Annotated in this window: 19 protein-coding genes; 17 read left to right on the forward strand and 2 right to left on the reverse strand. The window is 71.6% G+C overall.

Going from position 1 to position 16,444, the window contains the following annotated elements; all coding sequences use genetic code 11:
- Positions 1-126: 126 nt before the first annotated feature.
- The 13 genes from NH2_RS24135 (at position 127) to NH2_RS24195 (ending at position 11,549) form a co-directional block, all read left to right on the forward strand.
- Complete coding sequence (locus tag NH2_RS24135; protein ID WP_439951781.1) at positions 127-2,517, forward strand: Tex family protein; 2,391 nt, start codon at positions 127-129, stop codon at positions 2,515-2,517.
- A gap of 18 nt (positions 2,518-2,535) precedes the next feature.
- On the forward strand, positions 2,536-3,402 hold the full coding sequence (locus tag NH2_RS24140; protein ID WP_067658754.1) for a hypothetical protein: 867 nt from the start codon (positions 2,536-2,538) through the stop codon (positions 3,400-3,402).
- 158 nt (positions 3,403-3,560) lie between these two features.
- Complete coding sequence (gene rplS / locus NH2_RS24145) at positions 3,561-3,902, forward strand: 50S ribosomal protein L19 (RefSeq protein ID WP_067658757.1); 342 nt, start codon at positions 3,561-3,563, stop codon at positions 3,900-3,902.
- A gap of 196 nt (positions 3,903-4,098) precedes the next feature.
- Positions 4,099-4,878: a signal peptidase I gene (lepB, locus tag NH2_RS24150; protein WP_084505828.1), complete on the forward strand. Its 780-nt coding sequence runs from the start codon at positions 4,099-4,101 to the stop codon at positions 4,876-4,878.
- Positions 4,879-4,918: 40 nt separating this feature from the next.
- Positions 4,919-5,653 carry a ribonuclease HII gene (locus tag NH2_RS24155; RefSeq protein WP_084505829.1) on the forward strand — a complete coding sequence of 245 codons (735 nt, stop codon included), beginning with the start codon at positions 4,919-4,921 and terminating at the stop codon, positions 5,651-5,653.
- Positions 5,654-5,699: 46 nt separating this feature from the next.
- The gene (locus NH2_RS24160) at positions 5,700-6,005 is read left to right on the forward strand and encodes a DUF2469 domain-containing protein (RefSeq protein WP_011210678.1); all 306 of its coding nucleotides are present in this window, start codon (positions 5,700-5,702) and stop codon (positions 6,003-6,005) included.
- 166 nt (positions 6,006-6,171) lie between these two features.
- The gene (locus tag NH2_RS24165; RefSeq protein ID WP_067658971.1) at positions 6,172-6,546 is read left to right on the forward strand and encodes a YraN family protein; all 375 of its coding nucleotides are present in this window, start codon (positions 6,172-6,174) and stop codon (positions 6,544-6,546) included.
- Positions 6,546-8,054, forward strand: a complete 1,509-nt coding sequence (locus NH2_RS24170; protein WP_067658766.1) for a YifB family Mg chelatase-like AAA ATPase — start codon at positions 6,546-6,548, stop codon at positions 8,052-8,054. Before NH2_RS24165 ends, NH2_RS24170 begins: the two co-directional genes overlap by 1 nt.
- Complete coding sequence (gene dprA / locus NH2_RS24175) at positions 8,051-8,995, forward strand: DNA-processing protein DprA (RefSeq protein WP_084505830.1); 945 nt, start codon at positions 8,051-8,053, stop codon at positions 8,993-8,995. Before NH2_RS24170 ends, dprA begins: the two co-directional genes overlap by 4 nt.
- A gap of 184 nt (positions 8,996-9,179) precedes the next feature.
- Complete coding sequence (locus tag NH2_RS24180) at positions 9,180-10,103, forward strand: tyrosine recombinase XerC (RefSeq protein ID WP_067658770.1); 924 nt, start codon at positions 9,180-9,182, stop codon at positions 10,101-10,103.
- Positions 10,104-10,436: 333 nt separating this feature from the next.
- Positions 10,437-10,784 carry a DUF3024 domain-containing protein gene (locus tag NH2_RS24185; protein ID WP_067658773.1) on the forward strand — a complete coding sequence of 116 codons (348 nt, stop codon included), beginning with the start codon at positions 10,437-10,439 and terminating at the stop codon, positions 10,782-10,784.
- 91 nt (positions 10,785-10,875) lie between these two features.
- Complete coding sequence (locus tag NH2_RS24190) at positions 10,876-11,226, forward strand: YidH family protein (RefSeq protein ID WP_084505831.1); 351 nt, start codon at positions 10,876-10,878, stop codon at positions 11,224-11,226.
- Entirely contained in the window at positions 11,223-11,549 is a 327-nt protein-coding gene (locus NH2_RS24195; protein WP_067658776.1) for a DUF202 domain-containing protein, read from the forward strand. The genes NH2_RS24190 and NH2_RS24195 overlap by 4 nt, the downstream gene beginning before the upstream one ends.
- Before the next feature lie 6 nt (positions 11,550-11,555).
- Here NH2_RS24195 and NH2_RS24200 read toward each other — a convergent pair whose 3' ends face one another.
- Together NH2_RS24200 and NH2_RS24205 are read right to left on the reverse strand one after the other, a co-directional pair.
- Entirely contained in the window at positions 11,556-12,074 is a 519-nt protein-coding gene (locus NH2_RS24200; RefSeq protein WP_067658779.1) for a DUF1990 domain-containing protein, read from the reverse strand.
- A gap of 40 nt (positions 12,075-12,114) precedes the next feature.
- Entirely contained in the window at positions 12,115-12,609 is a 495-nt protein-coding gene (locus tag NH2_RS24205) for a M23 family metallopeptidase (protein WP_439951782.1), read from the reverse strand.
- A gap of 480 nt (positions 12,610-13,089) precedes the next feature.
- On the opposite strand from NH2_RS24205, the gene rpsB reads away from it, so the two are divergent.
- The 4 genes from rpsB (at position 13,090) to frr (ending at position 16,412) form a co-directional block, all read left to right on the forward strand.
- Positions 13,090-13,932 carry a 30S ribosomal protein S2 gene (gene rpsB / locus NH2_RS24210; RefSeq protein ID WP_067658782.1) on the forward strand — a complete coding sequence of 281 codons (843 nt, stop codon included), beginning with the start codon at positions 13,090-13,092 and terminating at the stop codon, positions 13,930-13,932.
- A 105-nt stretch (positions 13,933-14,037) separates the two neighbouring features.
- Complete coding sequence (tsf, locus tag NH2_RS24215; protein ID WP_067658785.1) at positions 14,038-14,865, forward strand: translation elongation factor Ts; 828 nt, start codon at positions 14,038-14,040, stop codon at positions 14,863-14,865.
- A gap of 196 nt (positions 14,866-15,061) precedes the next feature.
- Positions 15,062-15,790 (forward strand): UMP kinase, encoded by a 729-nt coding sequence (gene pyrH, locus NH2_RS24220; protein WP_067658788.1) that lies wholly within the window; start codon positions 15,062-15,064, stop codon positions 15,788-15,790.
- Between the two features lie 64 nt (positions 15,791-15,854).
- A complete protein-coding gene (gene frr, locus NH2_RS24225; protein ID WP_067658979.1) occupies positions 15,855-16,412 on the forward strand; it encodes a ribosome recycling factor in 558 nt (185 codons plus the stop codon).
- The last annotated feature ends 32 nt before the right edge of the window (positions 16,413-16,444 follow it).

A 16,444-nucleotide genomic window follows, 5' to 3' on the forward strand; every position in this document is an offset into this window, starting at 1 on the left:
GTGCGCGTCCAGCGTGCTCATGGCGCTGCGCAGGTAGCTCTTCGCGGGACGAGCCGGGCCGGGAACCGCTCGCCCGCTCGGACGCCTGAGCCCCCGCGTCGGTGGTCGCCGGTAGGGTGGCGCCTCGTGACGACAGTGCCCGAGAGTTCCGCTCCGCCCCGCGCCGGTGTGCCCAGCGTCGACCACCGTCTCGCCGAGGAGATCGGCGTCCGGGAGAGCCAGGTGCGCGCCGCCGTCGAGCTCCTGGACGGCGGCGCCACCGTGCCCTTCGTCGCCCGGTACCGCAAGGAGGTCACCGAGGGGCTGGACGACGCGCAGCTGCGCACCCTGGAGGAGCGGCTGCACTATTTGCGCGAGCTGGACGAGCGCCGCGCGGCCGTCCTGGAATCCATTCGCGCCCAGGGCAAACTCGACGACGAGCTGCACCGGCAGCTGCTGCTCGCCGACACCAAGGCCAGGGTCGAGGACATCTACCTCCCGTACAAGCCGAAGCGGCGCACCAAGGCGCAGATCGCGCGCGAGGCCGGGCACGAGCCGGTCGCCGACGCCCTGATCGGCGACCCCGCCACCGACCCGGCGGGCTACACCGCCGAGCAGCTGGATGGCGCCCGCGCCATCCTGGTCGAGCGTTTCGCCGAGGATGCCGACCTGGTCGGCGAGCTGCGCGAGCTCATGTGGAAGCGCGGCCGGGTCAGCGCGGCCGTCCGCCCCGGCAAGGAAGAAGCGGGCGCCAAGTTCGCCGACTACTTCGAGTTCGCCGAGTCCTTCGCATCGCTGCCCTCGCACCGAATTCTTGCGCTGCTGCGCGGCGAGAAGGAGGAAATACTCGCGCTCAAGCTGGAGCCCGACACCCAGGAGCCGGAGCCGGGCGAGCGCACCGTCTACGAGGGCCGCATCGCCACCCGCTTCGGCATCGCCGACCGCGGCCGCCCCGCCGACGGCTGGCTGCTCGACACCGTGCGCTGGGCCTGGCGCACCAAGCTCCAGGTCAGCCTCGGCATCGACACCAGGATGCGGCTGCGGCAGGCCGCCGAGAAGGACGCCGTCGACATCTTCGCCGCCAACCTGCGCGACCTGCTGCTCGCCGCCCCCGCGGGCACCCGCACCACCATGGGGCTGGACCCCGGGTACCGCACCGGCGTCAAGGTGGCCGTGGTGGACGCGACCGGCAAGGCGGTCGCCACCGAGGTCATCTACCCGCACAAGCCGCAGGGGCAGACCGAGAAGTCGCTGGCCGTGCTGGCCGCGCTGGTCGCCCGGTTCGGCGTCGAGCTGATCGCGATCGGCAACGGCACCGCCTCCAGGGAGACCGACGCGCTGGCCGCCGAGCTCATCGCCCGGATCCCGGAGCGCAAGCCGACCAAGATCGTGGTCTCGGAGGCGGGCGCCTCGGTGTACTCCGCCTCGGCCTACGCCTCGCAGGAACTGCCGGAGATGGACGTCTCGCTGCGCGGGGCGGTCTCCATCGCGCGCAGGCTGCAGGATCCGCTGGCCGAGCTGGTGAAGATCGATCCCAAGTCGATCGGGGTCGGGCAGTACCAGCACGACGTCTCCGAGACGCTGCTGGCCCGCTCGCTCGGCGCGGTGGTCGAGGACGCGGTGAACGCCGTCGGCGTCGACGTGAACACCGCCTCGGTGCCGCTGCTCTCCCGGGTCTCCGGGATCAGCGGAGCGGTGGCCGAGAGCATCGTCGCGCACCGCGACCAGAACGGCCCGTTCGCCAGTCGCACGGCGCTCAAGGAGGTACCGCGGCTCGGCCCCAAGGCCTTCGAGCAGTGCGCGGGCTTCCTCCGCATCCGCGGCGGCGCGGACCCGCTGGACACCTCCGCCGTGCATCCCGAGGCATACCCGGTGGTCCGGCGCATCCTCGACTCCACCGGCAGCGGGATCGCCGAGGTCATCGGCAACCCGGCCGTGCTGCGCGCGCTGAAGCCGGTCGACTTCACCGACGAGCGCTTCGGCGTCCCGACCGTCACCGACATCATCGCCGAGCTGGAGAAGCCGGGCCGCGACCCGCGCCCGGAGTTCAAGACCGCCGAGTTCGCCGCCGGCGTGGAGAAGGTCGCCGACCTGCAGCCGGGCATGGTGCTGGAGGGCGTGGTCACCAATGTCGCCGCCTTCGGCGCCTTCGTCGACGTCGGCGTGCACCAGGACGGGCTGGTGCACGTCTCGGCCATGTCGAAGAGCTTCGTCGACGATCCGCGCAGCGTGGTGAAGTCCGGTGACGTGGTGAAGGTCAAGGTGCTCGAGGTCGACGTGGCCAGGCAGCGCATCGGCCTCTCGCTCCGGCTGGACGACGAACCGGGCAAACCGGCCGGGCGCGAGGAGCGCGGCGGCCGTGGTGATCGCCCCCGGGGTGGTGGCAAACCCAGGCAGAATGGACAGGGCCGGGCGCAGGGCGACGGGCGCGGCCAGGGCAAGCAGAACCAGGGCCAGGGCCAGCAGCAGCAGCGCCGTCCCGCTCCGGCGAACGGCGCCATGGCCGACGCCATGCGGCGAGCGGGGTTCGGCAAGTAGACGGGGGAGAGCGCGGTGTTGTGGCGATGGCTCGACCAGGACGTGATCGCCCAGGGCCGGTTGCCGCTGCTGTGCTTCCTGCTCGGCTTCATCGTCGGGTTCGTGCTCATCCGGATCAGCGTCCGGATGATCCGGGCCAAGGTGCGCTGGTGGCCGGGGAATCTCCGGGCCGGTGACACGCACATCCACCACGTGGTGTTCGGCGTCATCCTGGTGCTGGCCTCCGGCATCGGCATGATCGCCACCGCGGAGACGTCGAGCCGCTCCACCGCGGCACTGCTCGCCGCCGCCTTCGGAGTCGGCGCCGCGCTGGTGCTGGACGAGTTCGCGCTCATCTTCTACCTGCGCGACGTGTACTGGGAGAAGCAGGGCCGCACCTCGGTGGACGCGGTTTTCGTCGCTATCGCCGTCACCGGGCTGCTGCTGCTCGGCTTCCACCCGCTCTGGCTGCTGGAGATCAACGACTTCCGGGCCGACCCGAGCATCGCCGTCCGGGTGGTGGTCGTGGTCTTCGCGCTGGTCAACCTGGTGCTGGCGGCGATCGTGATCGCCAAGGGCAAGATCTGGACCGGGCTGTTCGGCATGTTCTTCCTGCCGCTGCTCGTGGTCGGGGCGCTGCGGCTGAGCAGGCCGGGCGCGCCCTGGGCGCGCTGGCGCTACGCGGACCGGCGGCGCAAGCTCATGATCCGCGCCATCGTGCGCGAGCGGCGCTACCGGCGCCCGGTGATCCGGGCCAAGATCTTCGTGCAGGATCTCGTCGCCGGAAAGCCGGATGTCGACCACGTGCGGCACGCCGCCGAGGCGGAGCTGGCCCGCAAGGTGGTGCCCGCGCCCGCCGCGCCGCACCGGCACGGCCATCACCGCGAGCCCGCCGGGAAGAGCTGACCGGCCCCGATTTCAGCACGGACCAGCTCGTCTGGCACACTGTTCGGGTTGCCCCGGGCCGTTCCCGGCTCCGGCATCCCTTGTACCGAGCACGAACCGGCCGAGCACGCGAGTGCCGCCAGGGTCCTCTGTTCCACCATGAACCGTTAAGGACGGAAATGAACACCCTTGACTTCGTCGACGAGAAGTCGCTGCGCAGCGACGTCCCGGCCTTCCGCCCGGGCGACACGCTGAACGTGCACGTGAAGGTCATCGAGGGCTCCAAGGAGCGCATCCAGGTCTTCAAGGGCGTCGTGATCCGCAGGCAGGGCGGCGGCATCCGCGAGACCTTCACCGTGCGCAAGGTGTCGTTCGGTGTCGGCGTGGAGCGCACCTTCCCGGTGCACAGCCCCAATATCGACCACATCGACGTGGTCACCCGCGGCGATGTCCGCCGGGCCAAGCTCTACTACCTGCGCGACCTGCGCGGCAAGGCCGCCAAGATCAAGGAGAAGCGCTGAGCTTCCCCGCCGGGGCGCGCTTCCGCGCCCCGCGTTGACCTCCCCTTCGGCCCGGTACCCGATGCGTTCGCGGTACCGGGCCGAAGTGCGTGCTGAGCTGCTCGCGAAGTCGTCGCGGCTCCGTCCGCGCCGGGGCGGTACCGCTACCGGTGAAGGGCGGGTGGCGGACTCGAGTTCGGCGGCTACTCTGTTCGGCGTGGCAGACGAGAGCGGGTCGGTGGGCGTGTCCGGAGCGGGCGAGGGCAGGTCGGGGGAGGGCGGCCGGGCGGCGCGGCGCAAGCGCCAGCAGCGCAAGCAGCGGCCGTTCTGGCAGGAGCTGCCGGTCCTGATCGCCATCGCGGCCGTGATCGCCGCGCTCATGGTCTCCTTCGTCGGGCGCCCGTACGTCATCCCGTCGCAGTCGATGGATCCCACGCTCGCCGTCGGCGACCGCATCTACGTGCAGAAGATCAGCTATTACACCTCCGACCCGGAGCCGGGGGACGTGGTCGTCTTCGTCGGCCCGCCGAGCTGGAACACCAACTACCGCTCGATCCGCTCGGACAACGCGATGGTGCGCGGCGTGCAGAATTTCTTCTCCTGGTTCGGCCTGGTCCCGCCGGACGAGAACGACCTGGTGAAGCGGGTGATCGCGGTCGGCGGCCAGACCGTGCAGTGCTGCGACGCGCAGGGCAGGGTCACCGTGGACGGCAAGCCGCTGGACGAGCCGTACGTCAAGGACGACTTCCCGTGGCGCCAGGGCCAGGCCAATGCCGTCTACCCGGCGGGCCGCGTGTTCGGGCCGGTCACAGTGCCGGAGGGGCACCTGTGGGTGATGGGTGACAACCGCAACGAGTCCGCCGATTCGCGCGCGCACGTCGGCGACGAGCTGCAGGGCACGGTGCCGGTGGACAACGTCCGCGGGATGACCGTCTTCAAGATCTGGCCGCCCGGCCGGATGGGGCCGGTGAGCGCGGAGGATCCGCAGTCCGAGTGAGGCGGCGGGCCGAAATGTCGGTGCCCGCAGCATAATCGACATGGTGCAGAGTTCAGTGATCCGATCCGGGAAGTGGCCGCCGCGCGTCGTCATGCGTCCGGCCGGTGGGCTGCGCACGCTGGAGGCCGCGCTGATCCGCAGCGGCCTCGGCCCGGTGGCCGGGGTCGACGAGGCCGGGCGCGGCCCCTGCGCGGGCCCGCTCGTGGTCGCCGCCTGCCTGCTGCCGCCGAAGGCCTACGACCGGCTGGCCGGGCTCGACGACTCCAAGAAGCTCACCGAGGCGGCCCGCGAGGAGCTGTACCCGGTGATCACCCGGCTCGCGCTGAGCTGGACGGTGGTCACCGTGCCCGCCTGGGAGGTGGACGCCATCGGCATCCACGTCGCCAATATCGAGGGCATGCGCCGGGCCGTCGCCGGGCTGGCGCACCCCCCCGGGTACGTGCTCACCGACGGCTTCCGGGTGCCCGGCATCCCGGTGCCGTCGCTGCCGGTGGTCGGCGGTGACGCCGTGGCCGCCTGCATCGCCGCCGCCAGCATCCTGGCCAAGGTCACCCGCGACCGGATCATGACCGAGCTGGACGGCCGCTTCCCCGGCTACGGCTTCGCCGCGCACAAGGGCTACAACACCCCCGAGCACCTGGAGGCGCTGCGCCGCCTCGGGCCGTGCAGCGAACACCGGCAGAGCTGGAAAAACGTGCGCGAGCTCGGCGGAGAGCAGCCCGCGGCGGCCCGGGAGGGCCTCCGGATGGCTGCCGCGCCCGCGCATGCGCGATGATTAGCCCCGACGACGCACTGCGGCGAGAAGGAGGACGTCCCACCCGATGAGTGCCGAGGACCTCGAGAAGTACGAAACCGAGATGGAGCTGTCGCTGTACCGCGAGTACAAGGACATCGTCGGTCAGTTCTCGTACGTGGTGGAGACGGAGCGGCGCTTCTACCTGGCCAATTCGGTCGAGCTACGGCCGCAGAACGCCGATGGCGAGGTGTACTTCGAGGTGCGGATGAGCGACGCCTGGGTCTGGGACATGTACCGTCCCGCGCGCTTCGTCAAACATGTCCGGGTGATCACGTTCAAGGACGTGAACATCGAGGAGCTGGAGAAACCCGACTTGCGGCTGCCCGAGTAGCTCGCGGTTCTCCACAGGGGCGCGTTGATCCACAGGGAATCCGTTTCCCCAGGTCGGCACGGTAAGCGGGGCCGTCGACCCCGGCAGGCTTGCCGACGTGACCAACGAAACCCTGGCAGGTGACAGTCCGCTCTCCCCGCACTCGCTGGCGGCCATCGCGGCCGAGGTGCCGCGCCCGGCCAACGGCGCGGATCGCCGCACTCTCGGCGCGTACGGCGAAGAACTCGCCGCCCGCTACTTGGAGACCTCGGGCATGGAGATCCTCGCCCGCAACTGGCGCTGCCGCTACGGCGAACTCGACCTGATCGCCCGCACGCCCGAGCTCACCGCCTTCGTCGAGGTGAAGACCCGCTCCGGCCTCGGCTTCGGAGTCCCCGCCGAGGCGGTCACCTTCGCCAAGCGGCAGCGCATCCGGCGCCTCGCCCTGCTCTGGCTGGCCGAGCAGGAGCGGCCGTGGCGGCGGCTCCGCTTCGACGTGGTGTCGGTGCTGCTGCAGCGCGGCCACCAGCCCGTCGTCGACCACCTGCAGTCGGTGTTCTGATGGCACTCGGACGCGCGCACTCCGTCGCCGTCGCGGGGGTCGACGGCCAGCTGGTCGAGGTGGAGGCCGATATCGGCCAGGGGCTGCCCTCGGTGCACCTGGTCGGCCTGCCCGACGCCGCGCTCCAGGAATCCCGCGACCGCATCCGCGCCGCCGTCACCAACTCCGGCGAGAAGTGGCCGGACGGCCGCGTCATCCTGGCGCTCTCCCCGGCCACCCTGCCCAAGCTCGGCAGCGTCTACGACCTGGCGCTCGCCATCGCCGTGCTGCACGCGGGCGGCAGCATCCCCGGCGATCGGCTCGCCAAGACCGTGCTGCTCGGCGAGCTCGCCCTCGACGGCCGGGTGCGCCCGGTGCGCGGCATCCTGCCCGCCGTACTCGCCGCCCGGGTCGCAGGCGTGCCGACCGTCGTGGTGCCGGAGCCCGCCCTCGCCGAGGCCGGGCTGGTCGACGGCATCGAGATCCTCGGCGCCCGCGACCTGCGCGCCCTGCTCGCCTGGCTGCGCGGCGACGGCGCGCTCGCCGAGCCCGACGGCGCCCGCCCCGGCCAGGTGCTTCCCGGCGGCGATCTCGGCGAGGTGGTGGGTCAACGGGAGGCAAGGCACGCCCTCGAGGTGGCCGCCGCAGGCGGGCACCACCTGCTGCTCACCGGCCCGCCCGGCATCGGCAAGACCATGCTGGCCCAGCGCCTCCCCGGCCTGCTGCCGCCGCTCACCGACTCCGAGGCGCTCGAGGTCACCGCCATCCACTCGCTGGCCGGCGACCTCGCCGGTGATCGCCCGCTGCTCACCACCCCGCCGTTCGTCGCGCCGCACCACTCCACGTCGGTGACCGCGATGATCGGTGGCGGCTCCGGCATGGCCCGCCCCGGCGCGGTCTCGCGGGCCCACCGCGGGGTCTTGTTCCTCGACGAGTGCGCCGAGGTCAGCGGTCGGGTCCTGGAGTCGCTGCGCCTCCCGCTGGAGGAGGGCGAGATCAGGGTCGCCCGGCGCGACGGTGTCGCCCGCTACCCGGCCCGATTCCAGCTCGTCCTCGCCGCCAACCCCTGCCCGTGCGCCCCGGCGCGCGACGTTGACTGCCGGTGCTCTCCTGCCGCGCGCCGCCGCTACCTCGGCAAACTCTCCGGCCCGCTGATCGACCGCATCGACCTGTGGGTCCGCATGCACGGTGACCAGGGCGCCGCCCTGGCCGCCGAACCGGTGGAGTCCAGCGCGGTGGTCAGGGCCAGGGTCATCGAGGCACGGGAGCGCGCCGCCACCCGCTGGCGCGCCGACGGCTGGTCGACCAATGCCGAGGTCCCCGGCCACGTGCTGCGCCGCCGCTCGGCGCTGCCCGGCGCGGCGCTGGCGCCGGTGGAGCGGGCCATGCGGTTCGGCCGGGTCTCGGCCCGCGGCGCCGATCGCGCCCTCCGCGTCGCCTGGACGCTCTGCGACCTGCGCCGCGGCGATCGGCCCACCGAGGGCGATGTCCTCACCGCGCTCCGCTTCCGGCAGCGGGACACGCCGTGAGCACCCCCGAGGAGCGAATGCTCGCCTGGGTCTACCTCTCCCGGGTCGTGCTCGGTCCGTGCGCCCCGCTCGCTGCCCTCATCGACGCCGTCGGCGTCGTGGAGGCGGCCAGGGCCGTCCGGGAACGCGACCTGCCCGACGTGCTGCGCGGCCCCACCGAGGCCCGCCGCCACACAGACCGGGTCGCCGACGATCTCGCCGCCATCGTCCGGCTCGGCGGCCGCGTGATCACCCCCGACGACCCCGAGTGGCCCGCCTGGCGCATGCTCGGCCTCACCCGCCTCGTCGACGCCCCCGACGGCGCGGCACCCCTCGTCCTGTGGGTCCGCGGCGCCGCGTCCCTGACCGCATGCACCGAGCGCTCCATCGCCGTTGTCGGCACCCGCTGCGCCAGCGGCTACGGCGCCCACGCCACCGGCGAACTCGCCGGCGACCTGGCCGCGAGGGGCTGGACCATCGTCTCCGGTGCCGCCTACGGCATCGACGCCATCGCCCACCGCGCCGCCCTTGCCGTCGGCGGCACCACCATCGCCGTCCTCGGCTGCGGCCTGGAACGCCCCTACCCGCTGCAACACGACCGCCTGCTGGCCGAGATCGCGGCGACCGGTCTGGTCGTCAGCGAGTACCCGCCCGGAATCACCGCCCACCGCCACCACTTCCTCGCCCGCAACCGCCTGATCGCCGGTCTCGCCGATGCCGTCCTCGTCACCGAGGCCGGCGTCCGCAGCGGAGCCCGCAACACGGTGAAGTGGGGCCGCCGCCTCGGCCGCCCCACCCTCGCCGTCCCAGGCCCGATCACCTCGGCCCTGTCGGTGGGGTGTCACCGCATGATCCGCGAGGGGGAAGCAGTCCTCGTCACCGATGTGGAGGAGGTGATAAGCGAAGCCGGGCCCCTGCGCCTCGACGCCGTCGGCGTGCAGGACCGGCGACAGCGACGTTGAGTGGCCCGCGGTCTCGTTGGGGGGTCCGCGGGCACCTCGCCGGAATGGCCGGGTGCCCCGAGGTTCGCAGTCGGCTCGACCGCGTGTGCCGCGAGCGACCGCCCTTCGCCGTCGTGGCGAGTCGCCGAGAGCGGTGGCGGCGCGGGTCCTTGCGTACGCGGGGCCGGGACGACACGGTGGAGGGATGGAGGCTCTGCCCGACGACCTGTGCGCGCTGCTCGACGAGTACGAGCGGCACCTGCGGCTGGGGCGCAATCGTTCGGCGCACACCGTGCGGGCATACCTGGGAGACGCACGGTCGCTACTGGCCCACCTGGTGGCGCGGGCCGCCGATTCGGCCGTGCGCGAGCTGGATCTGGCGCTGCTCCGATCCTGGCTCGCCGAGCAGTCGTCGGCCGGGGTGGCGCGAACGACCATGGCCCGCCGGGCGTCCGCGGCGCGGACCTTCACCGCCTGGCTCACGGCGACCGGGCGCCTCGCCGCCGACCCGGGCCTTCGCCTCGCGTCGCCGAAACGACCGCGCACCCTGCCGGCGGTGCTGAATACCGAGCACGCCGCCGCCGCGATGGACGCCGCGGAGTCGGGAGCGGCGCAGCGGGACCCGATGGCACTGCGTGATCGGCTGGTCGTGGAGCTGCTCTACGCCACCGGCATCCGGGTCGGCGAGCTGTGCGGGCTCGATATCGATGACCTCGACCGGGAGCGCCGCGTGCTCCGAGTACTCGGCAAGGGGAACAAGGAACGTTCCGCCCCCTTCGGCAAGCCCGCCGACACCGCACTGGACGACTGGCTCCGCTACGGCCGCCCCGCCCTGGCCGTCCCGGCCTCCGGCCGAGCGCTGCTGCTCGGTCGGCGCGGAAAGCGGCTGGACCAGCGCCAGGCCCGGACCGTCGTGCACGAAGTGGTCTCCGCCATCCCCGGCGCCCCCGACCTCGCGCCCCACGGCCTGCGCCACTCCGCCGCCACCCACCTGCTCGAGGGCGGTGCGGACCTGCGGGTCGTGCAGGAGCTGCTCGGCCACGCGAGCATGGCTACGACGCAGCTCTACACCCACGTGTCGATCGAGCGGTTGCGCAAGGTGCACGATCAGGCGCATCCGCGCGCGTGAGCGCCGCCGCGCGGTCGCTGCCGGGGGAGAGGGCCGCTCACGCCGTCGTCACCGCGGCGTTGTCGATGCCGGTGTCCTTCCGCGATCCCCGTCACCCTTGCCAGCGCGGCACGAACGAGAACCCGAATCGGCCGCTGCGCAGGTACTCAACCGCAACGCCGACCTCTCGACGTTGTCCGAGCGAGAGCTCGACGTGATCGCCGCGAAGCTCGACCAGCGACCTCACCGCGTGCTCGATCGGGCCACCTCGGCCGAGGTGCTCGACACCACCGGATACTTCCAGCTGTAGCCGGAACCAGCGGTGGCCCGGTCGGCTTGCGATGATCGGAGATTATGAGCGCTCGTGGACTACCCGACCTCGACGTGGTTCGCGTGCAGCGGTGGTGCGCCGGCCAGGTGCCCGAACAACTGCGCGGTGAGATCCGCGTCGAGTGCGACGTCGCACCCCGGCATCTGACGATCTGCGAATGCCGGCCGCCGTGGCGCGAGGATCTGGGCCCGGAGTGGACCCGATTCCCCATCGCCCGCCTGCACCACACCAAGGCCACCGGGCTGTGGACCTTGTACTGGCGCGACCGGCACATGAAGTTCCACCGGTATCAGCACCTGGCCCCCAGCCCGCACGTCCAGGACTTGCTCGACTACCTCGACCAGCGCGCCGACCCCATCTTCTGGGGCTGACCCAGCGGCTACCCTGACGATGCGCTGACCCGGTGCGCGGGAAGCCGGGTATCGCTGAGCGGACTCGGGCCAGGCGCGAGGAAGGAGTGTGGTGGACGAGGCGGAGAACGAGCTGGGACCGGAGGTCGACTACAGGTTCACCCTCGCCAACGAGCGCACCTTCCTGGCCTGGATCCGCACCTCACTCGGTCTGCTGGCAGGCGGCGTCGCCGTGCACACCTTGGTGCAGCCGTTCCTGGTCACCGGCTTCCGGCGGGCGATAGCGGTGAGCTGCGTCGCGCTCGCCGTCGTACTGGCGGTGGGCGCACTGCTGCGATGGCGCAGAGTGACGCGGGCGATGCGTGCCGGGCGGGCACTGCCGGAGACGGTGATGGTGCCCATCCTGGCCGTCGGCCTCGCCTTCATCTCGCTCATCGCCGGTGTCGCGGTGCTGATCGAATGAACGACCCCGCGGGGGAGGGCGATACCGGGCTGGCGATCGAGCGCACGGTGCTGGCGTGGCGGCGCACGGCCATCGCTGCGACCGCCGTCGCGCTCCTGCTCGCGATCGCGGCGCTGCACCGAGGCTGGGCCCCCGGGGCGGTGGTGCCGTGTGCGGCGGCCGTCGTGATGGGGGTGCTGGCGATCGCCGGATTTCGCCGGGGGCGCGGCCTTCGGCACGGGCGGTTCGACGGGGCCGATCGCATGATCGCACTCGCGGCCGGGGTGGTCGCTGTAGCCGGGTGCCTGGCCGTGGTGATCGCGTTGATTGCTCCCGTGCGGTAGCGAACGCTATTTCCACCCGGCCGGAGTGCGGCGGAGGGTCGCCAGGTAGGCGGCGGCCGCGGTGCGCTGGGCGAAGCGGCCCGCGGGGCCGGCCAGGCGGGTGTACCAGGCGGCGGGGCGGGAGAAGGCGGTGACGACGCCGTGGACGGTGTCGGTGGCGCGGTCGTACTCGACGGCGAAGAGTTCCTCGCCGGACTCGGGGTGGCCGGGGAGGGTGCCGTAGGCGAAACCTCGGCGATCGCCCTCGTCGAGGACGTAGACGACGCGGCAGGGGGCGGGGATACCGAGGGGGCCGACGCCCAGACGCACCGTGATGTGGCTGCCGGGCTGGGCGACGGGGGTGTCGGCGCTGCGGAAGATGCCGAGGCCGCGTTGCATGCGGTAGGCGAGGACGGCGTCGCCGAGGCGGCGGAACTCGCGCTCACCCTTGGCGATGGCGCGGCGCACCTCCAGGTGGTCGTAACCGGCGGGGAGCGGGCCTCGGGTGGCACCGACGTCGGGGTAGGTGAAGGGGGCGTCCGGCATAGGGCGATCATGCCCGGCTGCCGGGGTTTGCGGGAAGGGTTCACGGGGTTACCAGGGGTTTCAGGCGGAGTGGTGCGAGGCGGAGCAGGCCGAGTGGGTCGATGTACTGCGGACGGTTGCGGATGGTGGGGTCGCGGCGGGCGCCCCAGTGCAGGCAGGCGAGGGCGGGGCAGCCTTCGTGGCCGCCGGCCAGCGTGCCGATCGGGGAGCCGCGGGTGACCCTGGCACCGGCGGTGACGCCGGGCTCGACCGGTTCGTAGGTGGTGCGCAGGCCGCCGTCGTGCCGGAGCGAGACCACGGGCTTGCCCGCGACGGTGCCGGCGAAGATCACGATGCCGTCGCCCGCGGCCAGCACGGGGCTGCCGGGTGCCGCGCCCAGATCGACCCCGCGGTGGCCGGGTAGCCAGTCGTGCTCGGGGTTGTCGAAGCGGCGCGAGACCACCGGGCGTGGCCGCAGTGGCCAGTCGAACGGCGGGCCGGTCAGCGGAGTTGCGCGGGGTTCGACAAAGCCGGGTGGAGCCGTCCTGGCCTCGATGGAACCGGGTGGAGCCGAGCCGGGCTGGGCGGAACCGGGCGGCTCGGCACCTGCGACGGGTGCTACGGCGAGGGCTACGGCCACGGAGAACAGCAGGGCGCGAACGGTGAGGGAAGGCACCCCACCGACCCTGCCGAACGCACCCCGACCCCACCACACCCCACCGCCCAACTGTGGACAACCCGGGACCTGGGGATAAACCACCGGGGGCGATTTCTCCCCGGACGTCCCGCGACGTAGACTGACCGAGCGGTCCGTGCATCGCACCGACCGACTTCGCGCGCCATCGTGCCCGTCGCCTCGGCGCTGTTCGAACAGAGCTCCTCTTCGCAGGACATTCGCTCGCCTCGATCGGTGCCCGTCGACGGGGAATCGTCGGCTGGTCCCGCCCTCACCGGCGGGCCGGCGATTCGATGACGCCAGGGCTGCGGGTCACCGACCCGCCGCGACAACCGGCAACGAAAGTGAGATACGGGAGCTATGGCTGTCGTAACCATGAAGCAGCTGCTCGACAGCGGCGCGCACTTCGGACACCAGACCCGGCGCTGGAACCCGAAGATGAAGCGGTTCATCTTCACCGACCGCAACGGCATCTACATCATCGACCTGCAGCAGACGCTGACCTACATCGATAAGGCGTACGAGTTCGTCAAGGAGACGGTCGCCCACGGCGGCACCGTGCTCTTCGTCGGCACCAAGAAGCAGGCGCAGGAGTCGATCGCGGCCGAGGCCACCCGCGTGGGCATGCCCTACGTGAACCAGCGCTGGCTCGGCGGCATGCTGACCAACTTCTCCACCGTGCACAAGCGCCTGCAGCGCCTCAAGGAGCTCGAGGCGATGGAGCAGACCGGTGGCTTCGAGGGTCGCACCAAGAAGGAAATCCTCATGCTCACGCGTGAGATGAACAAGCTGGAGCGGACCCTCGGCGGCATCCGCGACATGCAGAAGGTGCCCTCGGCCATCTGGGTCGTCGACACCAACAAGGAGCACATCGCCGTCGGCGAGGCGCGCAAGCTGAACATCCCGGTCATCGCGATCCTGGATACCAACTGCGACCCCGACCTGGTGGATTACCCGATCCCGGGCAACGACGACGCGATCCGCTCCGCCGCGCTGCTGACCAAGGTCGTCGCCTCCGCGGTGGCCGAGGGTGTGCAGGCGCGGGCAGGCGGCTCCGCGAGCGACGACAAGCCCGAGGCGGGCGCGGGCGAGCCGCTGGCGGAGTGGGAGCAGGAGCTGCTCGCGCAGGCCGCCCCCGCCGCCGAGGCCGAGGCCGCCCCGGCGGCAGCCGACGCTCCGGCCGAGGCGTCCGCCGAGGCCTGATCGACGTCCTCGTTACCTGCTGTTCCAGCGGTGGTCACGGCGCACTGCCACCGTGACCACCGCTGATCGGTATTCACACCCTTTTTCGAAGGAGGCTCGCCACCGATGGCGAACTACACCGCTGCCGATGTGAAGCGGCTCCGCGAGCTCACCGGCTCCGGAATGATGGACTGCAAGAACGCCCTGGTCGAGACCGACGGTGATTTCGACAAGGCCGTCGAGCTGCTCCGCATCAAGGGCGCCAAGGACGTGGGCAAGCGCGCCGAGCGCACCACCGCCGAGGGCCTGGTCGCCGCCAAGGGCGGCGTGCTGATCGAGATCAACTCGGAGACCGACTTCGTCGCCAAGAACGGCGAGTTCCAGGCGCTGGCCGACCGGATCGTCACCGCGGCCGCCGCGGCCAAGCCGGCCGACCTGGACGCGCTGAAGGCGCTGGATCTCGGCGGCGGCGAGACCGCCGACGGCGCGCTGCAGGCGCTGGCCGCCAAGATCGGCGAGAAGCTGGAGCTGCGCCGGGTCATCGCGCTGGACGGCCCGGTCGCCACCTACCTGCACAAGCGGGCCTCGGATCTACCGCCCGCCGTCGGCGTGCTGATCGAGTACAAGGGCGAGGGCGACGCCGCGGCCGAGGCCGCCCGTGCCGCCGCCATGCAGGTGGCCGCGCTCAAGGCCAAGTACGTGACCCGCGACGAGGTCCCGGCCGATCTGGTGGAGAACGAGCGCCGCATCGCCGAGCAGACCGCGCGCGAGGAGGGCAAGCCGGAGGCGGCGCTGCCCAAGATCACCGAGGGCCGCGTGAACGGCTTCTTCAAGGACGTCGTGCTGCTCGAGCAGGCCTCGGTCACCGATTCCAAGAAGACCGTCAAGGCGCTGCTGGACGACGCAGGCGTCACCGTGACCCGGTTCGCCCGGTTCGAGGTCGGCGCGAGCTGACCCCGCCGCACCAGGCACCCGGAAGGCCCCCCGGTGAACACCGGGGGGCCTTCCGCATCCCGTGCGGGGCATGAGGCAGGATAGGGGCATCCGTGTGTCGCCCTCCCCGCCCGAGCGGGTACGTCGGCGCGCCCGGAGTGCCCGCAGCCACCACGTTCCGGTCCGCCGGAACCAGCTCCCGAGGAGATCAGCACCGATGACGGACCCGGGGATCGAACGCCCAGGCTACGACCGGGTGGTGCTCAAATTGGGCGGCGAGATGTTCGGCGGCGGCCGCGTCGGGCTCGACCCGGACGTGGTGCAGACGGTGGCCGAGCAGATCGCGGAGGTCGTCGCCACCGGCGTGCAGGTCGCCGTGGTGATCGGCGGCGGCAACTTCTTCCGCGGCGCCGAGCTGGAGGAGCGCGGCATGGAGCGCGCCCGCTCGGATTACATGGGGATGCTCGGCACCGTCATGAACAGTCTTGCGCTGCAGGACTTCCTGCAGAAGCAGGGCGTCGACACCCGGGTGCAGACCGCCATCACCATGGGTCAGGTCGCCGAGCCCTACCTGCCGCTGCGCGCCCGCCGGCACCTGGAGAAGGGCCGGGTGGTGATCTTCGGCGCCGGGATGGGCATGCCGTACTTCTCCACCGACACCACCGCGGCGCAGCGCGCACTGGAGATCGGCGCCGACGTGGTGCTGATGGCCAAGGCGGTGGACGGGGTGTTCAGCGCCGACCCGCGGGTGGACGCCGACGCCATGCTGTACACCGAGATCACGCACCGTGAGGTCATCGAACGCGGCCTCAAGGTCGCCGACGCGACGGCCTTCAGCCTGTGTATGGACAATCAGATGCCGATGCTGGTGTTCAATCTTCTGATCAAGGGCAATATCGCCCGGGCCGTTGCCGGTGAGAAGATCGGCACATTGGTCAGGTCCTGAGACCGCGACCCCGCGCGGTATTCGCCCGCGGAACCGGAATGACGACGCTGTGGAGGAAACGGTCGTGATTGAAGAAGCGCTCTTCGACGCCGAGGAGAAGATGGAGAAGGCCGTCTCGGTGGCGAAGGACGATCTCGGCTCCATCCGCACCGGGCGCGCCAACCCCGGCATGTTCAACCGGATCGTGGTCGAGTACTACGGCAGCCTGACGCCGATCACCCAGATGTCCAGCATCACGGTGCCGGAGCCCCGCATGGTCGTGATCAAGCCCTACGAGAAGAGTCAGATGGGGCCGATCGAGACCGCGATCCGCAACTCGGATCTCGGGGTCAACCCCACCAACAACGGCGACATCATCCGCATCTCCATCCCGCAGCTCACCGAGGAGCGCCGCCGCGACCTGGCGAAGCAGGCCAGGGGCAAGGGCGAGGACGCCAAGGTCGCCATCCGCAATGTCCGGCGCAAGGCGATGGACGAACTCGGGCGCATCCAGAAGGATGGCGAGGCGGGCGAGGACGAGGTCGGCAGGGCCGAGAAGGAACTGGACAAGACCACCGCCAGGTACGTCGGCCAGATCGACGAGCTGGTCAAGCACAAGGAAGCCGAACTGCTCGAGGTCTGAGATCCGATCGCGGGTCCGGCACGGGTTCGGGG

Source organism: Nocardia harenae NBRC 108248 (assembly GCF_001612885.1).
Classification (GTDB): domain Bacteria; phylum Actinomycetota; class Actinomycetes; order Mycobacteriales; family Mycobacteriaceae; genus Nocardia; species Nocardia harenae.

Coding starts and splice junctions, on each gene's coding strand:
- rpsB (WP_067658782.1), top strand. CDS start 13,090: ATGGCTGTCGTAACCATGAAGCAGCTGCTCGACAGCGGCGCGCACTTC.
- rplS (WP_067658757.1), top strand. CDS start 3,561: ATGAACACCCTTGACTTCGTCGACGAGAAGTCGCTGCGCAGCGACGTC.
- NH2_RS24170 (WP_067658766.1), top strand. CDS start 6,546: ATGGCACTCGGACGCGCGCACTCCGTCGCCGTCGCGGGGGTCGACGGC.
- pyrH (WP_067658788.1), top strand. CDS start 15,062: ATGACGGACCCGGGGATCGAACGCCCAGGCTACGACCGGGTGGTGCTC.
- NH2_RS24200 (WP_067658779.1), bottom strand. CDS start 12,074: ATGCCGGACGCCCCCTTCACCTACCCCGACGTCGGTGCCACCCGAGGC.
- NH2_RS24195 (WP_067658776.1), top strand. CDS start 11,223: ATGAACGACCCCGCGGGGGAGGGCGATACCGGGCTGGCGATCGAGCGC.
- NH2_RS24185 (WP_067658773.1), top strand. CDS start 10,437: ATGAGCGCTCGTGGACTACCCGACCTCGACGTGGTTCGCGTGCAGCGG.
- NH2_RS24180 (WP_067658770.1), top strand. CDS start 9,180: ATGGAGGCTCTGCCCGACGACCTGTGCGCGCTGCTCGACGAGTACGAG.
- NH2_RS24155 (WP_084505829.1), top strand. CDS start 4,919: ATGGTGCAGAGTTCAGTGATCCGATCCGGGAAGTGGCCGCCGCGCGTC.
- NH2_RS24160 (WP_011210678.1), top strand. CDS start 5,700: ATGAGTGCCGAGGACCTCGAGAAGTACGAAACCGAGATGGAGCTGTCG.
- tsf (WP_067658785.1), top strand. CDS start 14,038: ATGGCGAACTACACCGCTGCCGATGTGAAGCGGCTCCGCGAGCTCACC.